Origin of the sequence: Amycolatopsis speibonae (assembly GCF_042647925.1) — a bacterium.
In the GTDB taxonomy this organism is placed as follows: domain Bacteria; phylum Actinomycetota; class Actinomycetes; order Mycobacteriales; family Pseudonocardiaceae; genus Amycolatopsis; species Amycolatopsis speibonae.
In genome coordinates this window covers 44,823-66,525 of record NZ_JBHRWK010000016.1, presented here as the reverse complement: position 1 = coordinate 66,525, position 21,703 = coordinate 44,823, and the positions used below count along the sequence as shown (strand labels likewise).

Sequence of the window (21,703 nt, the reverse complement as noted above, 5' to 3'; positions counted from 1 at the left end):
CGATGAGTGGGGACACCGTGGGTGAGAACGACAAGCTTCGCGACTACCTGACGCGAGTCACCGGCGAACTGCAGCGCACGCGCGGCAGGCTCGCCGCGCTGGAGGACCGCGCCGCCGAACCGATCGCGATCGTCGGTATGGGCTGCCGGTTCCCCGGCGGCGTCCGCACGCCGGAGCGGTTCTGGGAACTGCTGACCGCCGGGGACCACGGGATCACCGGGTTCCCTGAGGACCGCGGCTGGGACGTCGGTGCGCTCGTCGACCCGGATCCGGATCATCTGGGCACCAGCTACGTCGACCGAGGTGGTTTCGTCGACGGCGCCGGGGAATTCGATCCCGAGTTCTTCGGCATCTCGCCGCGCGAGGCCGTCTCGATGGACCCGCAGCAGCGGCTGCTGCTGGAGACGTCGTGGGAGGCGCTGGAACGCGGTGGCATCGACCCCGCGTCGCTGTCCGGCAGCCGTGCGGGAGTCTTCGTCGGCACCAACGGCCAGGACTACGGCCGCGACCTGCCCAAGGGCGTCGAAGGCGTCGAGGGTTACCTCGGCACCGGCATCTCCGGCAGTGTCCTTTCCGGACGGATCTCCTACGTCCTCGGGCTGGAAGGCCCGTCGGTCACCGTCGACACGGCGTGCTCGGCGTCGCTGGTCACGCTGCACCTCGCCCTCCGCGCCCTGCGTGCGGGGGAGTGCGACCTCGCGCTTTCCGGCGGTGCCACCGTGATGGCGAGCCCGGACGCGTTCATCGAGTTCTCCCGCCAGCGTGGTCTCGCCCGCGACGGCCTGGTCAAGGCGTTCGCCGCCGGGGCCGACGGCACCGCGTGGGGCGAGGGCGCCGGCATGATCGTGCTGGAGCGTCTTTCCGACGCCCAGCGCAACGGACACCCGGTCCTGGCCGTCGTCCGCGGTTCCGCGGTCAACCAGGACGGCGCGTCCAACGGCCTCACCGCGCCCAACGGTCCCTCGCAGCAGCGCGTCATCCGCCAGGCGCTGGCCGACGCGCGACTGTCCACAAAGGATGTCGATGTCGTCGAGGCGCACGGCACCGGCACGACCCTGGGTGACCCGATCGAGGTCCAGGCCTTGCAGGCCACCTATGGCCGTGACCGTGGTGAGCGTGGGCCGCTGCTGCTCGGCTCGGTGAAGACCAACATCGGCCACACGCAGGCCGCCGCCGGTGTCGCCGGGATCATCAAGATGGTCCTGGCCCTGCGCAACGGGATCCTGCCCGCGAGCCTGCACATCGACGCGCCGAGCCCGCAGGTCGACTGGTCGCCGGGAACGGTCGAACTGCTGGCGTCCGCGCGCCCCTGGCCGGAAGGGGAGACGCGCCGGGCGGGTGTCTCGTCGTTCGGCATCAGCGGGACCAACTCCCATGTCCTGCTGGAGCAGGCGCCCGCGATCGAAGCGTCCACAGTGGACGCGGTCGTCCCGCCGGTGATCCCGTGGGTGCTGTCCGGCCGCACTCCGGCGGCGTTGCGTGCTCAGGCTCAAGCGCTGCTGGACGTCGAGGGCGACCCGGCCGACATCGGCTGGTCGCTGGCCGCGACCCGGTCCACCTTCGAGCACCGCGCGGTCGTCACCGGCCGCGACGAGGCCACGCTGCGTGCCGGTCTGACGGCGGTCGCCGAAGGAAATCACGACGCCGGCGAGGCGACCGACGGCGGCCTCGCGATCTGCTTCACCGGACAGGGTTCGCAGCGCCTCGGCATGGGCCGCGAGCTGTATGAGGCGTACCCGGCGTTCGCCGCCGCGTTCGACCAGGTCTGCGAGCTGCTGCCCGGCGTGCGCGAGATCGTCTTCGGTGACGACGCCGATGCCTTGAACGACACCGCGAACGCCCAGCCCGCGCTGTTCGCGCTGGAGGTTTCCCTTTACCGACTGGTCGAATCCTGGGGCGTGCTCCCGGACTTCCTGATCGGGCATTCCGTCGGCGACTTCGCCGCGGCGCACGTCGCCGGCGTCTTGTCGCTGGAAGACGCGGCCGAGCTGATCGCCGCGCGTGGACGTCTGATGGGGGCGTTGCCGCGCGGTGGCGCGATGTGCGCCATCGAGGCGACCGAGGACGAGGTTCGCGCCGCGCTGGTCGCGGGGGCGGATGTCGCCGCTGTCAACGGACCGCGCGCGCTCGTCGTCTCCGGCACCGAGGACGCCGTGCGGACCGTCGCGGCGGTGTTCATCGAGCAGGGCCGCCGGACCAAGAACCTCGCCGTGTCCCACGCGTTCCACTCGGCGCTGATGGACGGCATGCTCGACGACTTCGCCGCCGTCGCCCGCCGCGTCACCTACAAGACACCGAAGATCGCGCTGATCGCGGGCGTCACCGGCCGCATCGCCGAGACCGCGGAGATCCTCGACCCGGCCTACTGGGTCCGGCACGTGCGTGAAGCCGTGCGGTACGCGGACGGCGTCAGCGCGCTGGCCGAGGCGGGCGTGACCCGCTTCCTCGAACTGGGCCCGGACGGCATCCTCTCCGCCGCCGGTCAGGACAGCGCGGACGGCCTGTTCGTCCCCGCGCTGCGCCGCGACCGGCCCGAACCCGAGACCTTCGTCGCCGCGCTGGCCGCCGTGCACGTCCACGGCGGGAAGGTCGGCTGGGCCGCCGCGTTCGACGGCGCGCGTCCGGTCGAGTTGCCCACGTACCCGTTCCAGCGCGAGTTCTACTGGCTTCCCGCGACCCACACCGCCGGTGACGCGGCCGGGCTCGGCCTCGGCTCGCTCGACCACCCGCTGCTCGGCGCCGCCGTCTCGGTCGCCGACGCGGGCGGATTCCTGTTCACCGGAAGCCTTTCGCTGCGGACGCATCCGTGGCTGGCCGACCACGTCGTGCACGGCCAGGTCGTCGTGCCCGGCACCGCGCTGGTCGAGCTCGCCGTCCGGGCGGCCGACGAAACCGGCCTGTCGGCACTGGAAGAGCTGACGTTGCAGACGCCGCTGGTGCTTCCGGAGAGCGGCGCGGTCCAGGTCCAGCTGTGGGCCGGGACGCCGGAGGCCTCCGGTCACCGTCCGCTCACCGTGCACTCGCGTCCGCACGGCGCGGGGGAGTGGACGTTGCACGCCACCGGCGCGCTCGCCCCGGCCACCGTCACGCCGGACTGGGAGCTGGCCGACTGGCCGCCGCCCGGCGCCGAAGCCGTGTCCCTGGAAGGCCGCTACCCCGAGCTGGCCTCGGCCGGGCTGGAGTACGGCGAGATCTTCCAGGGCCTGCGGGCTCTGTGGCGCGACGGCGAGCACACCTACGCCGAGGTCTCGCTGCCCGAGGCCGTCCGCGACCAGGCCGGTCGCTTCGGCCTGCACCCCGCGCTCCTCGACTCGGCGCTGCACGCGCTCGCGGAGGGCGACGGTCCCGCGCGTCTGCCGTTCGCGTGGAGCGACGTCGTCCTGCACGCCTCCGGCGCGGCCGAACTCCGTGTCCGGCTGACCCCCACCGGCACCGACGCGGTCACCCTGCGCGTGGCCGACGGGACCGGCGCGCCGGTCGCCACCGTCGGCTCCCTGGTCGTCCGCCCGGTTTCGGCCGGACAGCTGCGTCCCGCCGCCACTCGCGAGGGTCTGTACGAACTGGCTTGGAACCCGATCGCCACACCCGAAGCCGAAGCCCCGAGCTGGGCGCACTTCGCGGACATCGCCGGCGAGGCTCCCGAGGTCGTCGTCTACCGCGCGGAAGGTGACGACGTCCACGCCGTCACCGGTGCCACGCTCGATGTGCTTCGGACTTTCCTTGCCGAAGACCGCTTCGCCGCGTCGAAACTGCTTGTCCACACTGGACAGTCCGATGTGGACCCGGTCGCGGCCGCGGTGTGGGGGCTCGTGCGCAGCGCGCAGTCCGAGCATCCGGACCGGTTCCTGCTCGCCGACGAACTCACCGGAGCGGTGCTGGCCGCGGGTGAGCCGCAGATCGCCGTCCGCGACGGTGAACTTCGGGTGCCGCGCCTGGTCACGCCCGAATCCACCGGCAGGCTGCTGCCGCCGTCCGGCAACTGGCGGCTTGGGTTGTCCGGCAAGGGAACCTTCGACCATCTGACCCTGGAGCCGCTGCCCGACGAGCCGCTCGGCCCGCAGGGCGTCCGGGTCTCCGTCCGCGCCGCCGGGCTCAACTTCCGGGACGTGCTCAACGCGCTCGGCATGTACCCCGGCGAGGCCGGGCTGCTCGGCAGCGAGTTCGCCGGGACCGTCCTCGAGGTCGGCGCCGACGTCACCGACCTGCGGCCCGGCGACGAGGTGATGGGCCTCGTCTCCGGCGGCGCCGGTCCGGTCGCGGTCGCCGAGCGGCCGATGATCACCCGCAAACCCGCGGACTGGACCTACGAGCAGGCGGCCTCGACGCCGCTGGTGTTCCTGACCGCCTACTACGCGTTGGTGGACTTGGCCGGACTGAAGCCGGGTGAGTCGATCCTGATCCACGCCGCCGCCGGCGGGGTCGGGATGGCCGCGACCCAGCTCGCGCGCCACCTCGGCGCCGAGGTCTACGGCACCGCCAGCGAGAGCAAGCAGTACGTGCTCCGCGACGCCGGACTCGACGACGCGCACATCGCCTCCAGCCGCACACTGGAGTTCGAGGAGCGGTTCAGCGGCATCGACGTCGTCCTGAACGCGCTCGCCGGGGACTTCATCGACGCCTCGATCCGCACGATGGTGCCGGGCGGCCGCTTCCTGGAAATGGGCAAGACCGACATCCGCGAGCCCGAAGGCGTCCGGTACCAGGCTTTCGACCTGATCGACGCGGGCCCGGAGCGGACCGCGCAGCTGTGGGACGCGCTGACCGACCTGTTCGCCTCCGGCGCGCTCGTCCCGCTGCCGACCCGGACCTGGGACGTCCGCGAAGCCCGGGACGCCTTTCGATTCCTGAGCCAGGCCAAGCACATCGGCAAGGTCGCGCTCACCATGCCGAGGGCCCTCGACCCCGAGCGGACGGTGCTGATCACCGGCGGCACGGGCGGCCTCGGCGCCCTGATCGCCCGCCATCTGGTGACCACGCACGGCGTCCGGAAACTACTCCTCACCAGCCGTCGCGGCCTGGACGCGCCCGGAGCGGCGGAGCTGGCGGAAGAACTCGACGCCGAAGTCCGGGTCGAAGCCTGCGATGTCGCCGACCGTGACGCCGTCGCCGCGCTGCTGGACGGCGTCGACCTGACCGGTGTCGTGCACGCCGCCGGTGTGCTGGACGACGGCACCATCGACGCGCTCACGCAGGAGCGGCTCGACTTCGTGCTCGGCCCGAAGGCCGACGCGGCCCGGCATCTGCACGAACTGTCCGGAGACCCAGAGCTGTTCGTCACCTTCTCCTCGGCCGCCGGTGTGCTCGGCGCCCCGGGGCAGGGCAACTACGCGGCGGCCAACGGGTACCTCGACGGCCTCGCCGCCCACCGCCGCTCGCTAGGCCTCGCCGGACAGTCGCTGGCCTGGGGCCCGTGGGCCGCGGGCATGGCGGAGACGCTCGGCGAGGCTCACCTGGCGCGGCTGCGCGCCGGGGGTACTCCCGCGCTCGCGGTCGAGGACGGTCTCGCGCTGTTCGACGCGGCCATCGCCGCCGGGGCGCCGCTCGCCATCCCGGTGCAGCTGGATCTGCCGGTGCTCGCCGCGTCCGGACCGCTTCCGCCGCTGCTCGGCGCTCTGGTCAAACCCGGCCGCCGGACCGCGAAATCGGGCAGCGACTCCTCGCTCGCCAGGCGGCTCGCCGGGCTGACCGAGGCCGACCAGGACCGCGAACTGCTCGACCTCGTCCGCACCCAGGTCGCCCTGGTCCTCGGGCACGTCAACGCGGCCACCGTCGAACCCGGCCGTGGTTTCATGGACCTCGGTTTCGACTCGCTGACCGCGGTCGAACTGCGCAACCGCCTCGGTTCGGTGACCGGTCTGCGGCTGCCGTCGACGGTGATCTTCGACCACCCGACCCCGGTCGCCCTCGCCGGTTACGTGCGTTCGGAACTGCTCGGCGACCTCACCGCCGGACCGCGCGCCCGCGCCCGTGTCGTCAACGACGACGAGCCGATCGCGATCGTCGCGACCAGCTGCCGGTTCCCCGGTGAGGTGAACACGCCGGAAGACCTGTGGCGCCTCGTGTCCGAGGGCCGCGAAGGCCTCACGGAATTCCCCACCGACCGCGGCTGGGACCTGGCCGCGCTGTTCGACCCGACCCCGGGCAAACAGGGCGTGTCGAACACCCGCACCGGCGGATTCCTGCCCGACGCGGGCGACTTCGACCCGGAGTTCTTCGGCATCTCGCCCCGCGAAGCGCTCGCCATGGACCCACAGCAGCGGTTGCTGCTGGAGATCGCGTGGGAGGCCTTCGAACGCGCGGGCATCCCGCCGGGCACGCTGCGCGGCAGCGACACCGGTGTCTTCACTGGCGCGATCTACCACGAGTACGCCTCCCGGCTGACGAAGATCCCGGAGGAGGTCGAAGGCTTCCTCGGCACCGGCACGTCCGGCGCGATGATGTCCGGCCGCGTCTCCTACACCTTCGGCTTCGAGGGACCGGCCGTGTCGGTGGACACGGCGTGCTCGTCTTCGCTGGTCGCGATGCACCTGGCGAGCCAGGCACTGCGGTCGGGGGAGTGCTCGCTCGCGCTGGCCGGCGGTGTCACCGTGATGGCCAACCCCGACCCGTTCGTCGACTTCAGCAAGCAGAACGCGATGGCGGTCGACGGCCGCTGCAAGGCCTTCGCCAACGGTGCCGACGGCGTCAGCTGGGGTGAGGGCGCCGGGTTCGTCCTGCTGGAGAAGCTGTCCGACGCGCGCCGCAACGGGCACCCCGTGCTGGCTCTGCTCAAGGGTTCCGCGGTCAACCAGGACGGCGCGTCCAGCGGGCTGACAGCCCCGAATGGACCGTCCCAGCAGCGCGTGATCCTCCAGGCGCTCGCCAACGCCGGACTGTCCACTTCGGACGTCGACGTCGTCGAGGCGCACGGCACCGGCACCAGGCTGGGTGACCCGATCGAGGCGCAGGCTCTGCTCGCCACCTACGGCCAGGACCGTGAAGAGCCTTTGCTGCTCGGCTCGGTGAAGTCGAACTTCGGGCACACGCAGGCCGCGGCCGGTGTCGCCGGGGTGATCAAGATGGTCGAGGCGATGCGGCACGGCGTCGTCCCCGCGACGCTGCACGTCGACGCGCCGTCGGCTCAGGTCGACTGGGAAGCCGGCGCGATCCGCGTGGCCACCGAATCCGCGAGCTGGCCGGAGACCGGCCGTCCGCGCCGGGCCGGGGTGTCGTCGTTCGGGTTCAGCGGGACCAACGCGCACGTCGTACTCGAACACGTTCCCGCGCAGGAGAACCCTGGGCCGGGAGCCCGGCCCGCGATGCTGCCGTGGGTGCTGTCCGGCCGGTCCGAGGAAGCCCTGCGGGCACAGGCCGCGCGGCTCGCCGACCTGACTGACGACCCGCTCGACGTCGCCTGGACGCTCGCCACCGCCCGCACCGCGCACGAGCGTCGCGCGGTCGTCGTCGGGACCGATCCGTCGGTGCTGCGTGCCGGGCTGGCCGCGTTCGCCGACACCGGCCGGGCGGCCAACGTCGTCTCCGGCCGCGCGGCCACCGGCAGGCTCGCGTTCCTGTTCACCGGTCAGGGTTCCCAGCGGCTCGGTATGGGCCAGGGGCTCTATGACGCTTTCCCGGTGTTCGCAGCGGCTTATGATGAGGTCGCCGCGCTGCTGCCCCTCGACGGTGATATCGACCGCACCGGCACCGCGCAGCCCGCGATCTTCGCCCTGGAAGTGGCGCTGTTCCGGCTTTTCGAGTCCTGGGGCGTGGCCCCCGATCTCCTGGCCGGGCACTCGATCGGCGAGATCGCCGCCGCCCATGTCGCGGGTGTGTTCTCGCTGGAGGACGCGGCGAAACTGGTCGAGGCGCGGGGCCGGTTGATGGAGGCGCTGCCCGAGGGTGGCGCGATGGTCGCGGTGCAGGCGTCCGAGGACGAGGTCCGTGAGTTCCTGACCGATGAGGTCTGCCTGGCGGCGGTGAACGGGCCGCAGGCGGTCGTGCTGTCCGGTGTGGACGGTCCGGTTCGCGAGGTCGCCGCCCGGTTCGCCCACGATGGCCGCCGCACCAAGCATCTCGTGGTGTCGCACGCGTTCCACTCGTCGCTGATGGAGCCGATGCTCGCGGAGTTCGCCGAAGTGGCGGACAGCCTGAGCTACGCCGAGCCGCGGATCCCGATCGTGTCCACCGTGAGCGAATCGGCGGATCTGACCGACCCGGCCTATTGGGTGCGCCATGTCCGCGAAACCGTGCGGTTCGCCGACAGCCTCGCGGCCCTGACCGCCGAGGGTGTCACGACGTTCCTCGAACTCGGTCCGGACGCGGTGCTCTCCGCGATGGGCACCGACGGCGTCTTCGTCTCCGCGCTGCGCAAGGACTCCGACGAGGCGCGGTCCGCGATGACCGCGTTGGGCGCGGTGCACGCGGCGGGGGCTCCCGTCGACTGGGACCGCTTCTTCGACGGCAGCGGCGCGCGGCCGGCGACCCTGCCTACCTACCCGTTCCAGCGCCGCCGTTTCTGGCTGCTGGCCCCGCCGGGGTCCGGCGACGCCACCGCGCTGGGTCTCGGCGCGCTCGATCACCCGCTGCTCGGTGCCGCCGTCGCGCTGCCCGAACGCGGCGGGCTCGTACTCACCGGACGCCTGTCGCTCGACGAACAGCCGTGGCTGGCCGGGCACCGCGTCCGCGACGCCGTCCTGCTGCCCGGTACCGCGTTCGCCGAACTCGCCGTGCGGGCGGGCGACGAGGTCGGCCGCGGCACCGTCGAGGAACTGACGCTGCAGGCGCCGCTGGTGCTCACGTCGGCTCCGGTCCAGCTCCGCGTGTCCCTTTCGGACGATGGCGCCCTGGCGGTGCACTCCCGTCCCCAGGACGGCGAATGGACCTTGCACGCCACCGGTTCGCTGACCACGGCCGCCGAGGAACCCGCCGCGATCACGGAGTGGCCGCCGTCCGGCGCGGAACCCGTTGACCTGGAAGGCTTCTACACCACGCTCGCTGACGCCGGACTCAGCTACGGGGATCCGTTCCGCGGCCTGCGCGCGGCCTGGCGCCAAGGTGACGACGTCTTCGCCGAGGTCTCGCTGCCCGAGGGCACCGACGTCCGCGGGTTCGGGCTGCATCCGGCCCTGCTCGACGCCGCCCTGCACGCCGTCGGCCTGACCGGCGGCCCGGCGCGGCTGCCGTTCTCGTGGGCCGGGCTGGCGTTGCACGCCACCGGTGCGAGCACGTTGCGTGCCAGGCTCACCCCGGTCGGCCAGGACGCCGTTTCCTTGCAGGTCACCGACGGCACGGGCGCGCCGGTGCTTTCGGCCGCATCGCTGAGCCTGCGTCCTGTCGGCGATGGGCCGCTGCCCAGCGCCGCCACCGACGCGCTGTTCGGCATCGACTGGATCCCCGTCGCACTGCCTTCAGAGGCCGAAGACGTCGCCGTGTACGAGGCCTCTTCGGTCGAGGCCACTCTGGAAGCGTTGCAGGAGGCCGAAGACCGGCTCGTCGTGCACCTCACCGGAGACAGCCCGGCGCACGCCGCCGTCGCCGGACTGGTGCGTAGCGCACAGGCAGAGTACCCGGACAAGTTCGTCCTGGTCCACGGCGACGGGGACGCCCGGATCGCGGCCGCCACCGGTGAACCCGAGGTCAGGCTGACCGAGGACGGCCCGCGCGTGCCCCGCCTGACGCGGTCCCGCGCCACCGCCGACCCGGACTGGGCGCTCGACGGAACCGTGCTGGTCACCGGCGGTACCGGCGGACTCGGCGCGCACGTCGCGCGGCGGCTCGTCGAGCGGCACGGCGTGCGGCACTTGCTGCTCGTCGGGCGCCGGGGCGCCGACGCCCCCGGCGCCGAAGTCCTCCGGGAGGATCTGCGCGCGCTCGGCGCCGAGGTGACGATCGCCGCTTGCGACGTCGCCGACCGGTCCCAGCTCGAGTCCGTGCTCGCGCTCGTCGAAGAACCGCTCAGCGGCGTGGTGCACGCGGCGGGCATCCTCGACGACGGCGTCCTCACCGCGATGACCCCCGAGCGGCTCGCCGCCGTCGCGGGCCCGAAGGCGGAGGCCGCGCGGCACCTGCACGAACTGACCACCGGCCTCAAGCTGTTCGTCACGTTCTCCTCGATCGCCGGTGCCCTCGGCGCGCCCGGTCAAGCGAACTACGCGGCGGCCAACGGCTACCTCGACGGGCTCGCCACGCTCCGGCGCGCCCAGGGCCTTCCCGGGACGTCGATCGCTTACGGCCTCTGGGAAACCGGCATGGGCGAGGGGCGCGGGGGAGCGGCGCTGCCCGTCGAAGCCGGTCTTGAGCTGTTCGACCTGCTGGCCTTCGGTGACGACCCGCGTCCCGTCGCGACCAAGCTGGACCTCGCCGCGCTGCGCGCCGAAGCCGAGGTGCCGCACGTGCTGCGGAGCCTGGTCCGGCCGCGACGCCGCCGTGCGGCGGAGGAAGCGGAAGCCGCGGGGCTGCGGCAGCGGTTGGCGGGCGTTCCCGCCGGTGAACGCACGCGGCTGCTGACCGAACTGGTCCGCACCGAGGCCGCGCACGTCCTCAGTCACACCAGCCCGGACGCCGTCGAAGCCGACCGCGCGTTCGGTGACCTCGGCTTCGACTCGCTCACCGCGGTCGAGTTCCGCAACCGCCTCAGCACGGTGACTGGGCTGCGGCTGCCGGCGACGTTGACCTTCGACCACCCGACCCCGGCGGCGCTGGCCGAATTCCTGCTCGCCGAACTGCTCGACGAACCCGCCGACGCGACCCCGGTCTTCACCGCGGCCCGCGCCGACGGCGACCCGATCGTCATCGTCGGCATGGCGTGCCGCTACCCGGGCGGCGTGACGTCGCCGGAAGAGCTGTGGGACCTCGTCTCCGGCGGCCGCGACGGCGTGACCCGGTTCCCCGAGGACCGCGGCTGGGACGTCGACGGCATTTACGACCCCGACCCCGACCGGCCGGGCAAGACCTACACCCGCGAAGGCGGATTCCTGCACGACGCGGGTGACTTCGACCCCGAGTTCTTCGGGATTTCGCCCCGGGAAGCGCTCGCGATGGACCCGCAGCAGCGCCTGCTGCTCGAAGTCGCGTGGGAGGCGCTGGAGCGCTCCGGCACCGACCCGACGGCGCTCAAGGGCAGCCCGACCGGCGTGTTCGCCGGCGTCATGTACCACGACTACGGCACCCGGCTCGGCAACGACGTCCCCGACGACGTCGAGGGTTTCCTCGGCACCGGCACCTCGGGTTCCGTGCTGTCCGGCCGCGTCGCCTACACCCTCGGCCTGGAGGGACCGGCGGTCTCGGTCGACACCGCTTGCTCCTCGTCGCTGGTCGCCCTGCACTGGGCGACGCAGGCGCTGAAGTCGGGAGAGTGCTCGCTGGCGCTGGCCGGTGGTGTCACGGTGATGGCGACGCCGGAGACGTTCATCGGGTTCTCCCGTCAGCGCGGCCTCGCCGCCGACGGCCGCTGCAAGTCCTTCTCGTCCGACGCCGACGGGACCGGCTGGGCCGAAGGCGCCGGAATGCTCGTGCTGGAAAGGCTTTCCGACGCGCGCCGCAACGGACACCAGGTGCTCGCGGTCGTCAAGGGCTCCGCAGTGAATTCCGACGGCGCGTCCAACGGCCTCACCGCCCCCAACGGTCCCTCGCAGCAACGCGTGATCCGCCAGGCGCTGGCCGCCGCCGGTGTCCCGTCGTCCACTGTGGACGCTGTCGAGGCGCACGGCACTGGCACGACCTTGGGCGACCCGATCGAGGCGCAGGCGCTGCTGGCCACCTACGGCCGCGAGCGCGACGGAGAACCGCTGTACCTGGGTTCGGTGAAGTCCAACTTCGGGCACACGCAGGCCGCGGCTGGTGTCGCCGGGATCATCAAGATGGTCCAGGCGATGCACCACGGCGTCCTGCCGCCGACGCTGCACCTCGGCGAGCCGTCACCGCACGTCGACTGGGAAGCCGGTGACGTCGAGTTGCTGGGCGAAGGCCGTGGCTGGCCGGAGACCGGACGTCCGCGGCGGTCCGCCGTGTCGTCCTTCGGGATCAGCGGGACCAACGCACACGTCATCCTCGAACAGCCTCCGATCGAAACATCCGCCCCGCGCGAGGTCGTGACCCCGGCACTGGTGCCGTGGGTGCTCTCCGGTCGCGCCGAAGACACCCTGCGGGAGCAGGCCGGACGCCTGCTCGGCCGGGACGGCGAGCCGGTCGACGTCGGCTTCGCACTGGCCACGACCCGGACCGCGCACGAACGGCGTGCAGTCGTGCTCGGTGCCACGGAAGAGGAACTCCGCGCCGGACTCGGCTCGCTGGCCGAGGGCACGACCACGCCGTCGGTCGTCACCGGACGCGTACTGCCCGGACGGACAGCGTTCCTGTTCACCGGTCAGGGATCCCAGCGGCTCGGCATGGGCGAAGGGCTCTACGCCGCCTTCCCGGTGTTCGCCGCTGCTTACGATGAGGTCACCGCGCTGCTCCCGACCGGCGGCGACTTGAACCGCACCGGCGCCGCGCAGCCGGCGATCTTCGCGCTGGAGGTCGCGCTGTACCGGCTCGCCGAGTCCTGGGGAGTCGTGCCCGACTTCGTGGCCGGGCACTCGATCGGCGAGATCGCGGCCGCTCACGTGGCGGGCGTGCTTTCGCTGGAAGACGCCGCCAAGCTCGTCGAAGCGCGCGGACGGCTGATGGAGGCGCTGCCCGAGGGCGGCGCGATGGTCGCGGTCCAGGCGAGCGAGGACGAGGTGCGCGAGCACCTGACGCCGAAGGTCTCCTTGGCCGCCGTGAACGGCCCGAACGCGGTCGTTCTCTCGGGTGCCGCGTCGCCGACGCTGAAGCTGGCCAAGAAGTTCGAGAAGCTCGGCCGCCGCACCAAGAGGCTGGACGTCTCGCACGCGTTCCACTCGGCTCTGATGGAACCGATGCTCGACGAGTTCGCCGCCGTGGTGGCCGAACTCGACTTCTCGGCACCGAAGGTCCCGTTCGTGTCCACAGTGAGCGAATCAGCGGATCTGACCGACCCGGCTTACTGGGTCCGCCATGTCCGCGAGACCGTCCGGTTCGCCGCCGGGCTGGCGTGGCTGCGCGAGGCCGGGGTGACCAAGTTCGTCGAGCTGGGCCCGGCCGCCGTGCTGACCGCGCTCGCCGACGACGGCCCGGACACCTTCGCGGCGTCATTCCTGCGCGCCGACCGCGACGAGGCGGAGACCGCGCTCACCACTCTGGCCGCCGCCTACACCCGAGGTGTCGCCGTCGACTGGGCCGCGGTGTTCCGCCCGACCGGGGCCCGCGTCGTCGACCTGCCGACGTCGGTGTTCGACCGCCGCCGGTTCTGGCTCGCCGCCGGGTCCGGGGCGGGCGACGTCACCACGGCCGGGCTCCAGGCCGCCGGGCACCCGCTGCTGGGCGCCGCGGTGCCGTTCGCCGACGGCGACGGCTGGGTGCTCACCGGACGGCTTTCGGTCGCCACGCATCCGTGGCTGGCCGGGCACGCCGCGTTCGGCGAAGTGCTCGTCCCCGGCACCGGCCTGCTCGAACTCGCCGTCCGCGCCGGTGACGAAGCCGGCTGCGGAGGTGTGGAAGAACTGACCCTCGCCGCGCCGCTGGTGCTGCCGCCGCACGGCGCGCTGGACGTCCAGGTCCTCGTCGGCGCGGCGGGCACGGGTGGACGTCGTCCGGTTTCGGTGCACTCGCGTGCCCCGCAAGGGGAGTGGACCGAACACGCCACCGGCACGCTCACGCCGGAGACGGCCGCGGTGCCGTCCGGACTGACCGCGTGGCCGCCCGCCGCCGAGCCGGTCTCTCTCGACGGGCTCTACGCGGACATGGCGGCCGCGGGTCTCGACTACGGCCCGCCGTTCCGCGGCCTCACCACCGCCTGGCGCGACGGGGACACCGTGTTCGCCGAGGTGGAACTGCCCGAGGGCACCGAAGTCGACGGCTTCGGCCTGCATCCGGCGCTGCTCGACGCCGCCCTGCACACCTTGGGGCTGCTCCCGGGCGAGGGCACCCGCTTGCCGTTCCTGTTCGGCGACGTCACCCTGCACGCCACCGGCGCCACCGCGCTGCGCGTCCGGGTCACGCCTGCCGGATCCGGATTCTCCTTGCTGGTCACCGACACCACGGGCGCACCGGTCGCCACGATCGGCACGGTCGCCGTCCGGGTGGCGGAGGCGCCGCGACAGCGCGGCACAGACTCGCTGTACGAGCTCACCTGGGTCGAGGTACCCGCCGACGGCGAAGTGACCGAGGACGTCCAGGTCTTCACCGCGCCGGAAGGCGAGCCGCGAGAGGCGCTGGCCGCGACCCTGACCGCGATCCAGGAGTTCCTGGCCGACGGCGGGACGCGTCTGGTGGTGCGCACCGGTGACACTCCGGCAGGCGCCGCCGTCCGCGGTCTCGCCCGCACCGCCGCTTCGGAACACCCGGACCGGTTCGTCGTCCTCGAAGGGGAGGACGTCGCGACCGCGCTCGCTACCGGCGAACCGCAGGTCCGGATCCGCGACGGCGTCGCGGAGGTCCCGCGACTGGCTCGCACGACTCCGGGTGAGGCCGCGAGCTGGGGCGAGGGCACGGTTCTCGTCACCGGCGGCACCGGCGGGGTCGGGGCCGCGATCGCCCGGCACCTCGCACCCGGCGTCACCAAGCTGGTCCTCACCAGCCGCCGGGGCCTCGACGCGCCCGGCGCGGCGGAGCTGGCGGAAGAACTCGGCGCCGACGTCGTCGCCTGCGACGTCACCGACCGCGACGCGCTCGCCGCCCTGCTCGACGGGATCGAAGACCTCACCGGGATCGTGCACGCCGCCGGCGTGCTCGATGACGGCGTCGTCACCGAGCTGACCCCGGAGCGCTTCGACACCGTGCTGCGGCCCAAGGCCGAGGCGGCACTCGCGCTTCACGAGCTCACCCTCGGCAAGCCCCTGACCCAGTTCGTCCTGGTGTCCTCGGTTTCCGGGATCCTCGGCGGTCCGGGGCAGGCCAGTTACGCCGCGGCCAACGCCCTGCTCGACGACCTCGCGCGACGACGTCACGCCGAAGGCCTGCCTGCCCGTTCGCTCGCGTACGGCTTGTGGGCCAACGGCATGGGCGGACAGTCCGATGTGGACCGTCTGGCCCGCGCCGGATTCGGGGCACTGACCGACGAAGAAGGCCTGGCGCTGTTCGACGCCGCACTGGCCGCCTCGACGCCGGTCCCGGTGCCGGTCAAGCTCGACCTGGCGACGCTGCGCACGCTGGCCCGCACGAGCGAGCCCGCACCCGCGCTGCGCGGCCTGGTCCGGGTGCCCAGGCGACGGGGTGCGGCCAACGCCGCGGCCGCCGCCGGGCTGACCGCGACGCTCACCCGGCTTTCGCCCGCCGACCAGCTCTCGCATCTGGTCGATCTGGTCCGCGGCCACGTCGCCGACGTGCTCGGACACGGCACCGCGACGTCGGTCGAGACCGGTCGCGCCTTCACGGAACTCGGTTTCGACTCGCTCACCGCGGTCGAACTGCGCAACCGGCTCGGTGAGGCGACCGGGCTGCGGCTGCCCGCCACGCTGATCTTCGACCACCCGAACCCGGCGGCACTGGCGACCTACATCCGCTCCGAACTCGCCGGTGACGAAGCAGGTGTGGACGTCGAGCCGGTGCGGGTGGCCGGGCCGGACGAGCCCATCGCGATCGTCGCGATGAGCTGCCGGTTCCCGGGCGGCGTCAGCTCGCCGGAGGACCTGTGGCGCTTGGTCGCTGAAGGAACCGACGCGATCACGCCGTTCCCGTCCGACCGTGGCTGGGATCTCGACGGGCTGTACCACCCGGACCCCGACCACGCGGGCACCAGCTACGCCCGCGAGGGTGGTTTCCTGCACGATGCCGCCGACTTCGACGCGGAGTTCTTCGGTATCTCGCCGCGGGAAGCGGTCACCGTCGACCCGCAGCAGCGGCTGCTGCTGGAGACCGCGCAGGAGGCGTTCGAGCGCGCCGGGATCGACCCGGTCTCGCTCAGGGGCAGCGCCACCGGTGTGTTCGCCGGCGTCATGTACGACGACTACGCCTCCCGGCTGGCCGCCACACCGGAAGGGATGGAAGGCCTCCTCGGGACCGGCAGCGCGAGCAGCGTGCTGACCGGCCGCGTCGCCTACACCTTCGGGCTCGAAGGCCCGGCGGTGTCGGTCGACACGGCGTGCTCCTCGTCGCTGGTCGCCCTGCACTGGGCGGCGCAGGCGCTGCGCTCCGGTGAATGCGGGCTGGCGCTGGTGGGCGGCGCGACCGTGATGGCCAGCCCCAACCCGTTCATCGAGTTCTCCCGTCAGCGCGGCCTGGCCGCCGACGGCCGGTGCAAGCCGTTCGCGGCCGCGGCCGACGGCACCGCCTGGGCCGAGGGCGCCGGATTCCTGCTCCTGGAACGGCTTTCCGACGCGCGCCGCAACGGACGTCACGTGCTGGCTGTCGTCCGTGGCAGCGCGGTCAACCAGGACGGCGCGTCCAACGGCATGACCGCGCCCAACGGTCCCTCGCAGCAGCGGGTGATCCGCCGGGCGCTGGCGGCTGCGGGCGTCGAGTCGTCCACTGTGGACATCGTCGAGGCACACGGCACCGGAACCGCGCTGGGTGACCCGATCGAGGCGCAGGCGTTGCTGGCCACCTACGGCCAGGACCGTGAGGAACCGCTGTGGCTGGGTTCGGTGAAGTCCAACATCGGCCACACGCAGGCCGCGGCCGGGCTCGCCGGGATCATCAAGATGGTCGAGGCGATGAACCACGGCGTCCTGCCCGCCACCCTGCACGTCGACGAGCCGTCACCGCACGTCGACTGGAGCGAAGGCGAAGTCCGGCTGCTCACCGAGGCACGTCCTTGGCCTGAAGCCGATCGTCCCCGGCGCGCGGCGGTGTCGGCGTTCGGCATCAGCGGCACCAACGCGCACGTCATCCTGGAGCAGGTCCCGGATCCCGTGAAGCACAGAGCCTCGGCGGCGCCGTCGCTCCTGCCGTGGGTGCTGAGCGCCCGCACCGAGGAAGCGCTGCGGGCTCAGGCCGGACGACTGCTCGGCACCGTCGGATTCGCCGACCCGGTCGACATCGGCTTCGCGCTGGCGACCACCCGGACCGCGTTCGAACGGCGTGCGGTGCTCACCGGCGACTTGCGTGCCGGGCTGGCCGCCCTCGCCGGTGGCCGGACCACCCCGGAGGTCGTCACCGGTCGTGCGGCCGAAGGCAAGCTCGCGATGCTGTTCACCGGTCAGGGTTCCCAGCGGCTCGGTATGGGCCAGGGGCTCTATGACGCTTTCCCGGTGTTCGCAGCGGCTTATGATGAGGTCGCCGCGCTGCTGCCCCTCGACGGTGATATCGACCGCACCGGCACCGCGCAGCCCGCGATCTTCGCTCTCGAAGTGGCGTTGTTCCGGCTGGTGGAGTCGTGGGGGATCCGGCCCGACTTCCTGGCCGGGCACTCGATCGGCGAGATCGCGGCCGCGCACGTCGCGGGTGTGTTCTCGCTGGAGGATGCGGCGAAACTCGTCGAGGCGCGCGGACGGCTGATGGAGGCGCTGCCCGAGGGTGGCGCGATGGTCGCGGTCCAGGCCACGGAAGACGAGGTGCGCGAGTACCTGTCTGATGAGGTGTGCCTGGCAGCGGTCAACGGGCCGCAGGCGATCGTGCTGTCCGGTATGGACGGTCCAGTGCACGCGGTGGCCGAGGCGTTCGCCAAGGAGGGCCGCCGCACCAAGGCCTTGGTGGTGTCGCACGCGTTCCACTCGGCGCTGATGGAACCGATGCTGGCGGAGTTCGCCGAAGTGGCGGGATCCCTGACCTACGCGGAGCCCCGGATCCCGATCGTGTCCACCGTGACTGAATCGGCCGATCTGACCGACCCCGGCTACTGGGTCCGGCACGTCCGCGAAACCGTGCGGTTCGCCGACGGTGTCACCGCACTCGCCGCTGCGGGCGTCACCCGGTTCGCCGAACTGGGCCCGGACGGCGTGCTCTCCGCGATGGGCCTCGACAGTGCCCCCGACGCGGTGTTCGTTCCGGTGCTACGCAAGGACCGAGATGAGCGGAAGACCGCCGCACTCGCATTTAGCCGACTAGTTGCGGCAGGTACCGAGGTCGACTGGACGGCGTTCTTCGACGGCACCGACGCCCACGCCGTCCCGCTCCCCACCTACGCGTTCCAGCGTGAACGCTTCTGGCTCGACCCGCCCGCCGTCGCCGGTGACGCCGCCGGGCTGGGCCTGGCCGCCGCCGGACATCCGCTGCTCGGGGCGACCGTGCCGACAGCGGGCGAGGACGGCTTGGTCGGCTACGGCAGGCTGTCGCGCGCCGTGCAGCCGTGGCTGGCCGATCACGCGGTGCTCGGCACCGTGCTGGTCCCCGGCGCGGCACTGGTCGAACTCGCCGTCCGGGCGGGCGACGAACTCGGCTGCTCCCGCGTCGCCGAACTGACGCTGGCCGCGCCGATGGTGCTGCCGGAGACCGGCGGACTCGCCGTGCAGGTCGTGGTCGGTGCCGCGGACGACGACGGACGGCGTCCGGTGTCGATCCACTCCCGCCTCGACGAGGCTCCGTGGACCGAGCACGCGACCGGCCTGCTCGCCCCCGGAGACGCTTACCCCGCGGCGAAGGATGCAGCGTGGCCGCCCGCCGGGGCCGAAAGCCTCGACGTCACCGACCTTTACGCGGGTCTCGCCGACGCGGGCCTGCAGTACGGGCCGGTGTTCCAGGGCCTCACCGCCGCGTGGCTCGTGGGTGACGAGGTCTGCGCGGACCTCGAACTGCCCGCCGCCGCGCACGGCGACGCCGGGAAGTTCGGCCTGCATCCGGCTCTGCTCGACGCCGCGCTGCACGCCATCGGCCTGCTGCCCGGGAACGCCGAGACCACCCGGCTGCCGTTCCTCTGGCGTGACGTCGTCCTGCACGCGGCCGGCGCCACCGCCGCCCGCGTCCGGGTCGCCGCCTCCGGTACCGACTCGGTGCGCCTGGAGCTCACCGACGGCGCCGGGGCGCCGGTCCTGACGGTGGGATCGTTGCTGCTGCGCGAGGTCGCCGACCTCGGCCCGGCCGCTCCGTCCACTTCGGACTCGCTGTTCCGGCTCGGCTGGGCTCAGGTCACGAACGAATCCCCGGCTCCGTCGACAGAGCTGCTCTCGGCGGTACCGGGAGCCGAAGACACCCCGGCGGCCGCGCACGCTCTGCTGCGAAGCACGCTGGCGAAGCTCCAGGAGTGGCTGGCCGAGGAGAAGGAAACCCTTCTCGTGGTGCGCACCGAGAACGCGGTCGCTGTGTCTACTTCGGACCTTGTCGACCCAGCGTCGGCCGCGGTCTGGGGCCTGGTCCGCAGTGCCCAGTCCGAGAACCCCGGCCGTCTGGTGCTGCTCGACGCGGCCGAGTCCGACGTCGACACCGCGCTGGCCGTGCTGGGCGACGAAACCCAGCTGGCCGTCCGGGACGGCGTCGTCCACGCCGTCCGGCTGCTGACCGCCGCGTCGTCGCAGGATCTCGTGCCGCCGTGGCACGAACCGGCCTGGCGTCTGGACAGTGTCGTCAAGGGAACGCTCGACAGGCTCTCCTTCGAGCCGTACCCGGAGGTGCTCGAACCGTTGCTGCCGCGCGAGGTCCGGATCGCGACCCGCGCGGCCGGGACGAACTTCCGCGACGTGCTCAACGTGCTCGGCATGTACCCGGGCGACGCGGGCCGGATCGGCTACGAGGCCGCCGGGGTCATCACCGACGTCGGGTCCGAAGTGGACGATCTCGCCGTGGGTGACCGCGTGATGGGCCTGGTGCACGGCGGGTTCGGCCCGCTCACCTTCGCCGACCGCGAGCTGGTGGCCAAGATGCCCGAGGGCTGGACGTTCGAAGAGGCCGCGTCGGTGCCGCTGGTGTTCCTCACCGCTTACTACGCGCTGACCGACCTCGGCGCGCTGAAGAAGGGCGAGTCGGTGCTCATCCACGCCGCGGCAGGCGGCGTCGGCATGGCCGCCACGCAGCTCGCCCGGCACCTCGGCGCCGAGGTGTTCGGCACCGCGAGCGAGGGCAAGTGGGACGTCCTGCGCGCCGCCGGACTGGCCGACGACCACATCGCCTCGTCGCGGACGCTCGACTTCGAGAAGCGGTTCCGCGACACCACCGGCGGGAACGGCGTGGACGTCGTCCTCAACGCGCTGACCGGCGACTTCATCGACGCCTCGATGCGCCTGTTACCGCGCGGTGGACGGTTCGTGGAAATGGGGAAGACCGACGTCCGTCCGGACGGCGGCGCCGCGGGGCACCATCCCGGTGTGACTTACCAGGCGTTCGACGTGATCGACGCGGGCAATCGCCGGATCGCGCGGATATGGGAGGAGTTGATCGCCTTGTTCGACCAGGGCGCGCTCACCCCGCTGCCGATCCGGACCTGGGATCTGCGCCGGGCACCGGAGGCACTGCGCTTCCTGTCCCAGGCCAAGCACGTCGGCAAGGTCGTGCTGACCGTGCCGCGCCGCCCGATCGGCGGCACGGTGCTCGTCACCGGCGGCACCGGCGGCCTCGGCGCGGTACTGGCCAAGCACCTGGTCACCAAGCACGGCGTCACCGACCTGGTGCTCACCAGCCGTCGCGGCCCGGACGCGCCCGGCGCTGCCGAACTGGCGGTGGAACTGACCGAACTGGGCGCGAACGTGCGGATCGAGGCGTGCGACGCCGCCGACCGCGCTTCGCTCGCCGAAGTACTGAACCGCACGCCTGGGCTGACCGGCGTGGTGCACGCGGCCGGCGTCCTCGACGACGGCCTGCTGACCGCGCTCACTCCCGAGCGGCTCGAGAAGGTGCTGCGGCCCAAGGTGGACGCGGCGTGGAACCTGCACGAACTCACCCGTGGCCACGACCTGACCCTGTTCGCCCTCTTCTCCTCGGCCGCCGGAGTGCTCGGCGCGCCGGGGCAGGCGAACTACGCCGCGGCGAACACCTTCCTCGACGGGCTGGCGCACCACCGCCGCGGTCTGGGCCTGCCCGCGACCTCGCTCGCCTTCGGCCTCTGGGCCGACGGTATGGGCGACTCGGCGGACGCGGACCGGATGGGCCGCGACGGGGTCGGCAGTTTCGACCCGGCCGAGGGACTGGAGCTGTTCGACCTGGCCACCGGCCTGGCCGAGCCCGTTTCGGTGCCGGTCAAGCTCGACGTCGCCGGGCTCCGCTCGATGACCGGACCGGTGCCGCCGCTGCTGCGCGGTCTCGTCCGCGGTTCGGTGCGGCGTGCCGCGCCGGTGGACGCGGCGGCGCAGGCCGACGGGCTCAAGCGGCGGCTCGCCGGGCTTTCGCAGGCGGACGCCGAACTGGTGCTGCTCGGGGTGGTGCGCGGTCAGGCCGCGGCCGCGCTCGGGCACGACGGCGCGGACTCGATCGAGCCGGGCCGGGCGTTCACCGAACTCGGCTTCGACTCGCTGACCGCTGTCGAGCTGCGCAACGGGCTCGACGCGGCCACCGGGCTGCGCCTGCCCGCGACGCTGATCTTCGACTACCCGACCCCGGACGATCTCGCCAAGTTCCTGCAGTCGGAAGTGGTGCCCGCCGCCGGGGCCGCGGAAACCGGCCTGGAGTCGGGGATCGACCGGCTCGCCGCCGAGCTGTCCACAGTGGACATCGCGGCCGCGGACGGTGCCGAGGTCGAGGCGAAGCTGCGGAACCTGGTGGCCCTGTGGCAGGACCGCGTCCGGCCGTCCGGCGGCGACGCGGATCTGGAAGTGGACACCATCGACGACATGTTCGCCCTGCTGGACAACGAACTCTGACCCCG

Annotated in this window: 1 protein-coding gene; it reads left to right on the top strand. The window is 72.6% G+C overall.

Annotation, left to right across the window (positions count from 1 at the left end; genetic code table 11):
• Positions 1-17: 17 nt before the first annotated feature.
• Positions 18-21,698 (top strand): SDR family NAD(P)-dependent oxidoreductase, encoded by a 21,681-nt coding sequence (locus tag ACFOSH_RS12280; RefSeq protein WP_378238920.1) that lies wholly within the window; start codon positions 18-20, stop codon positions 21,696-21,698.
• Positions 21,699-21,703 lie beyond the last annotated feature (5 nt).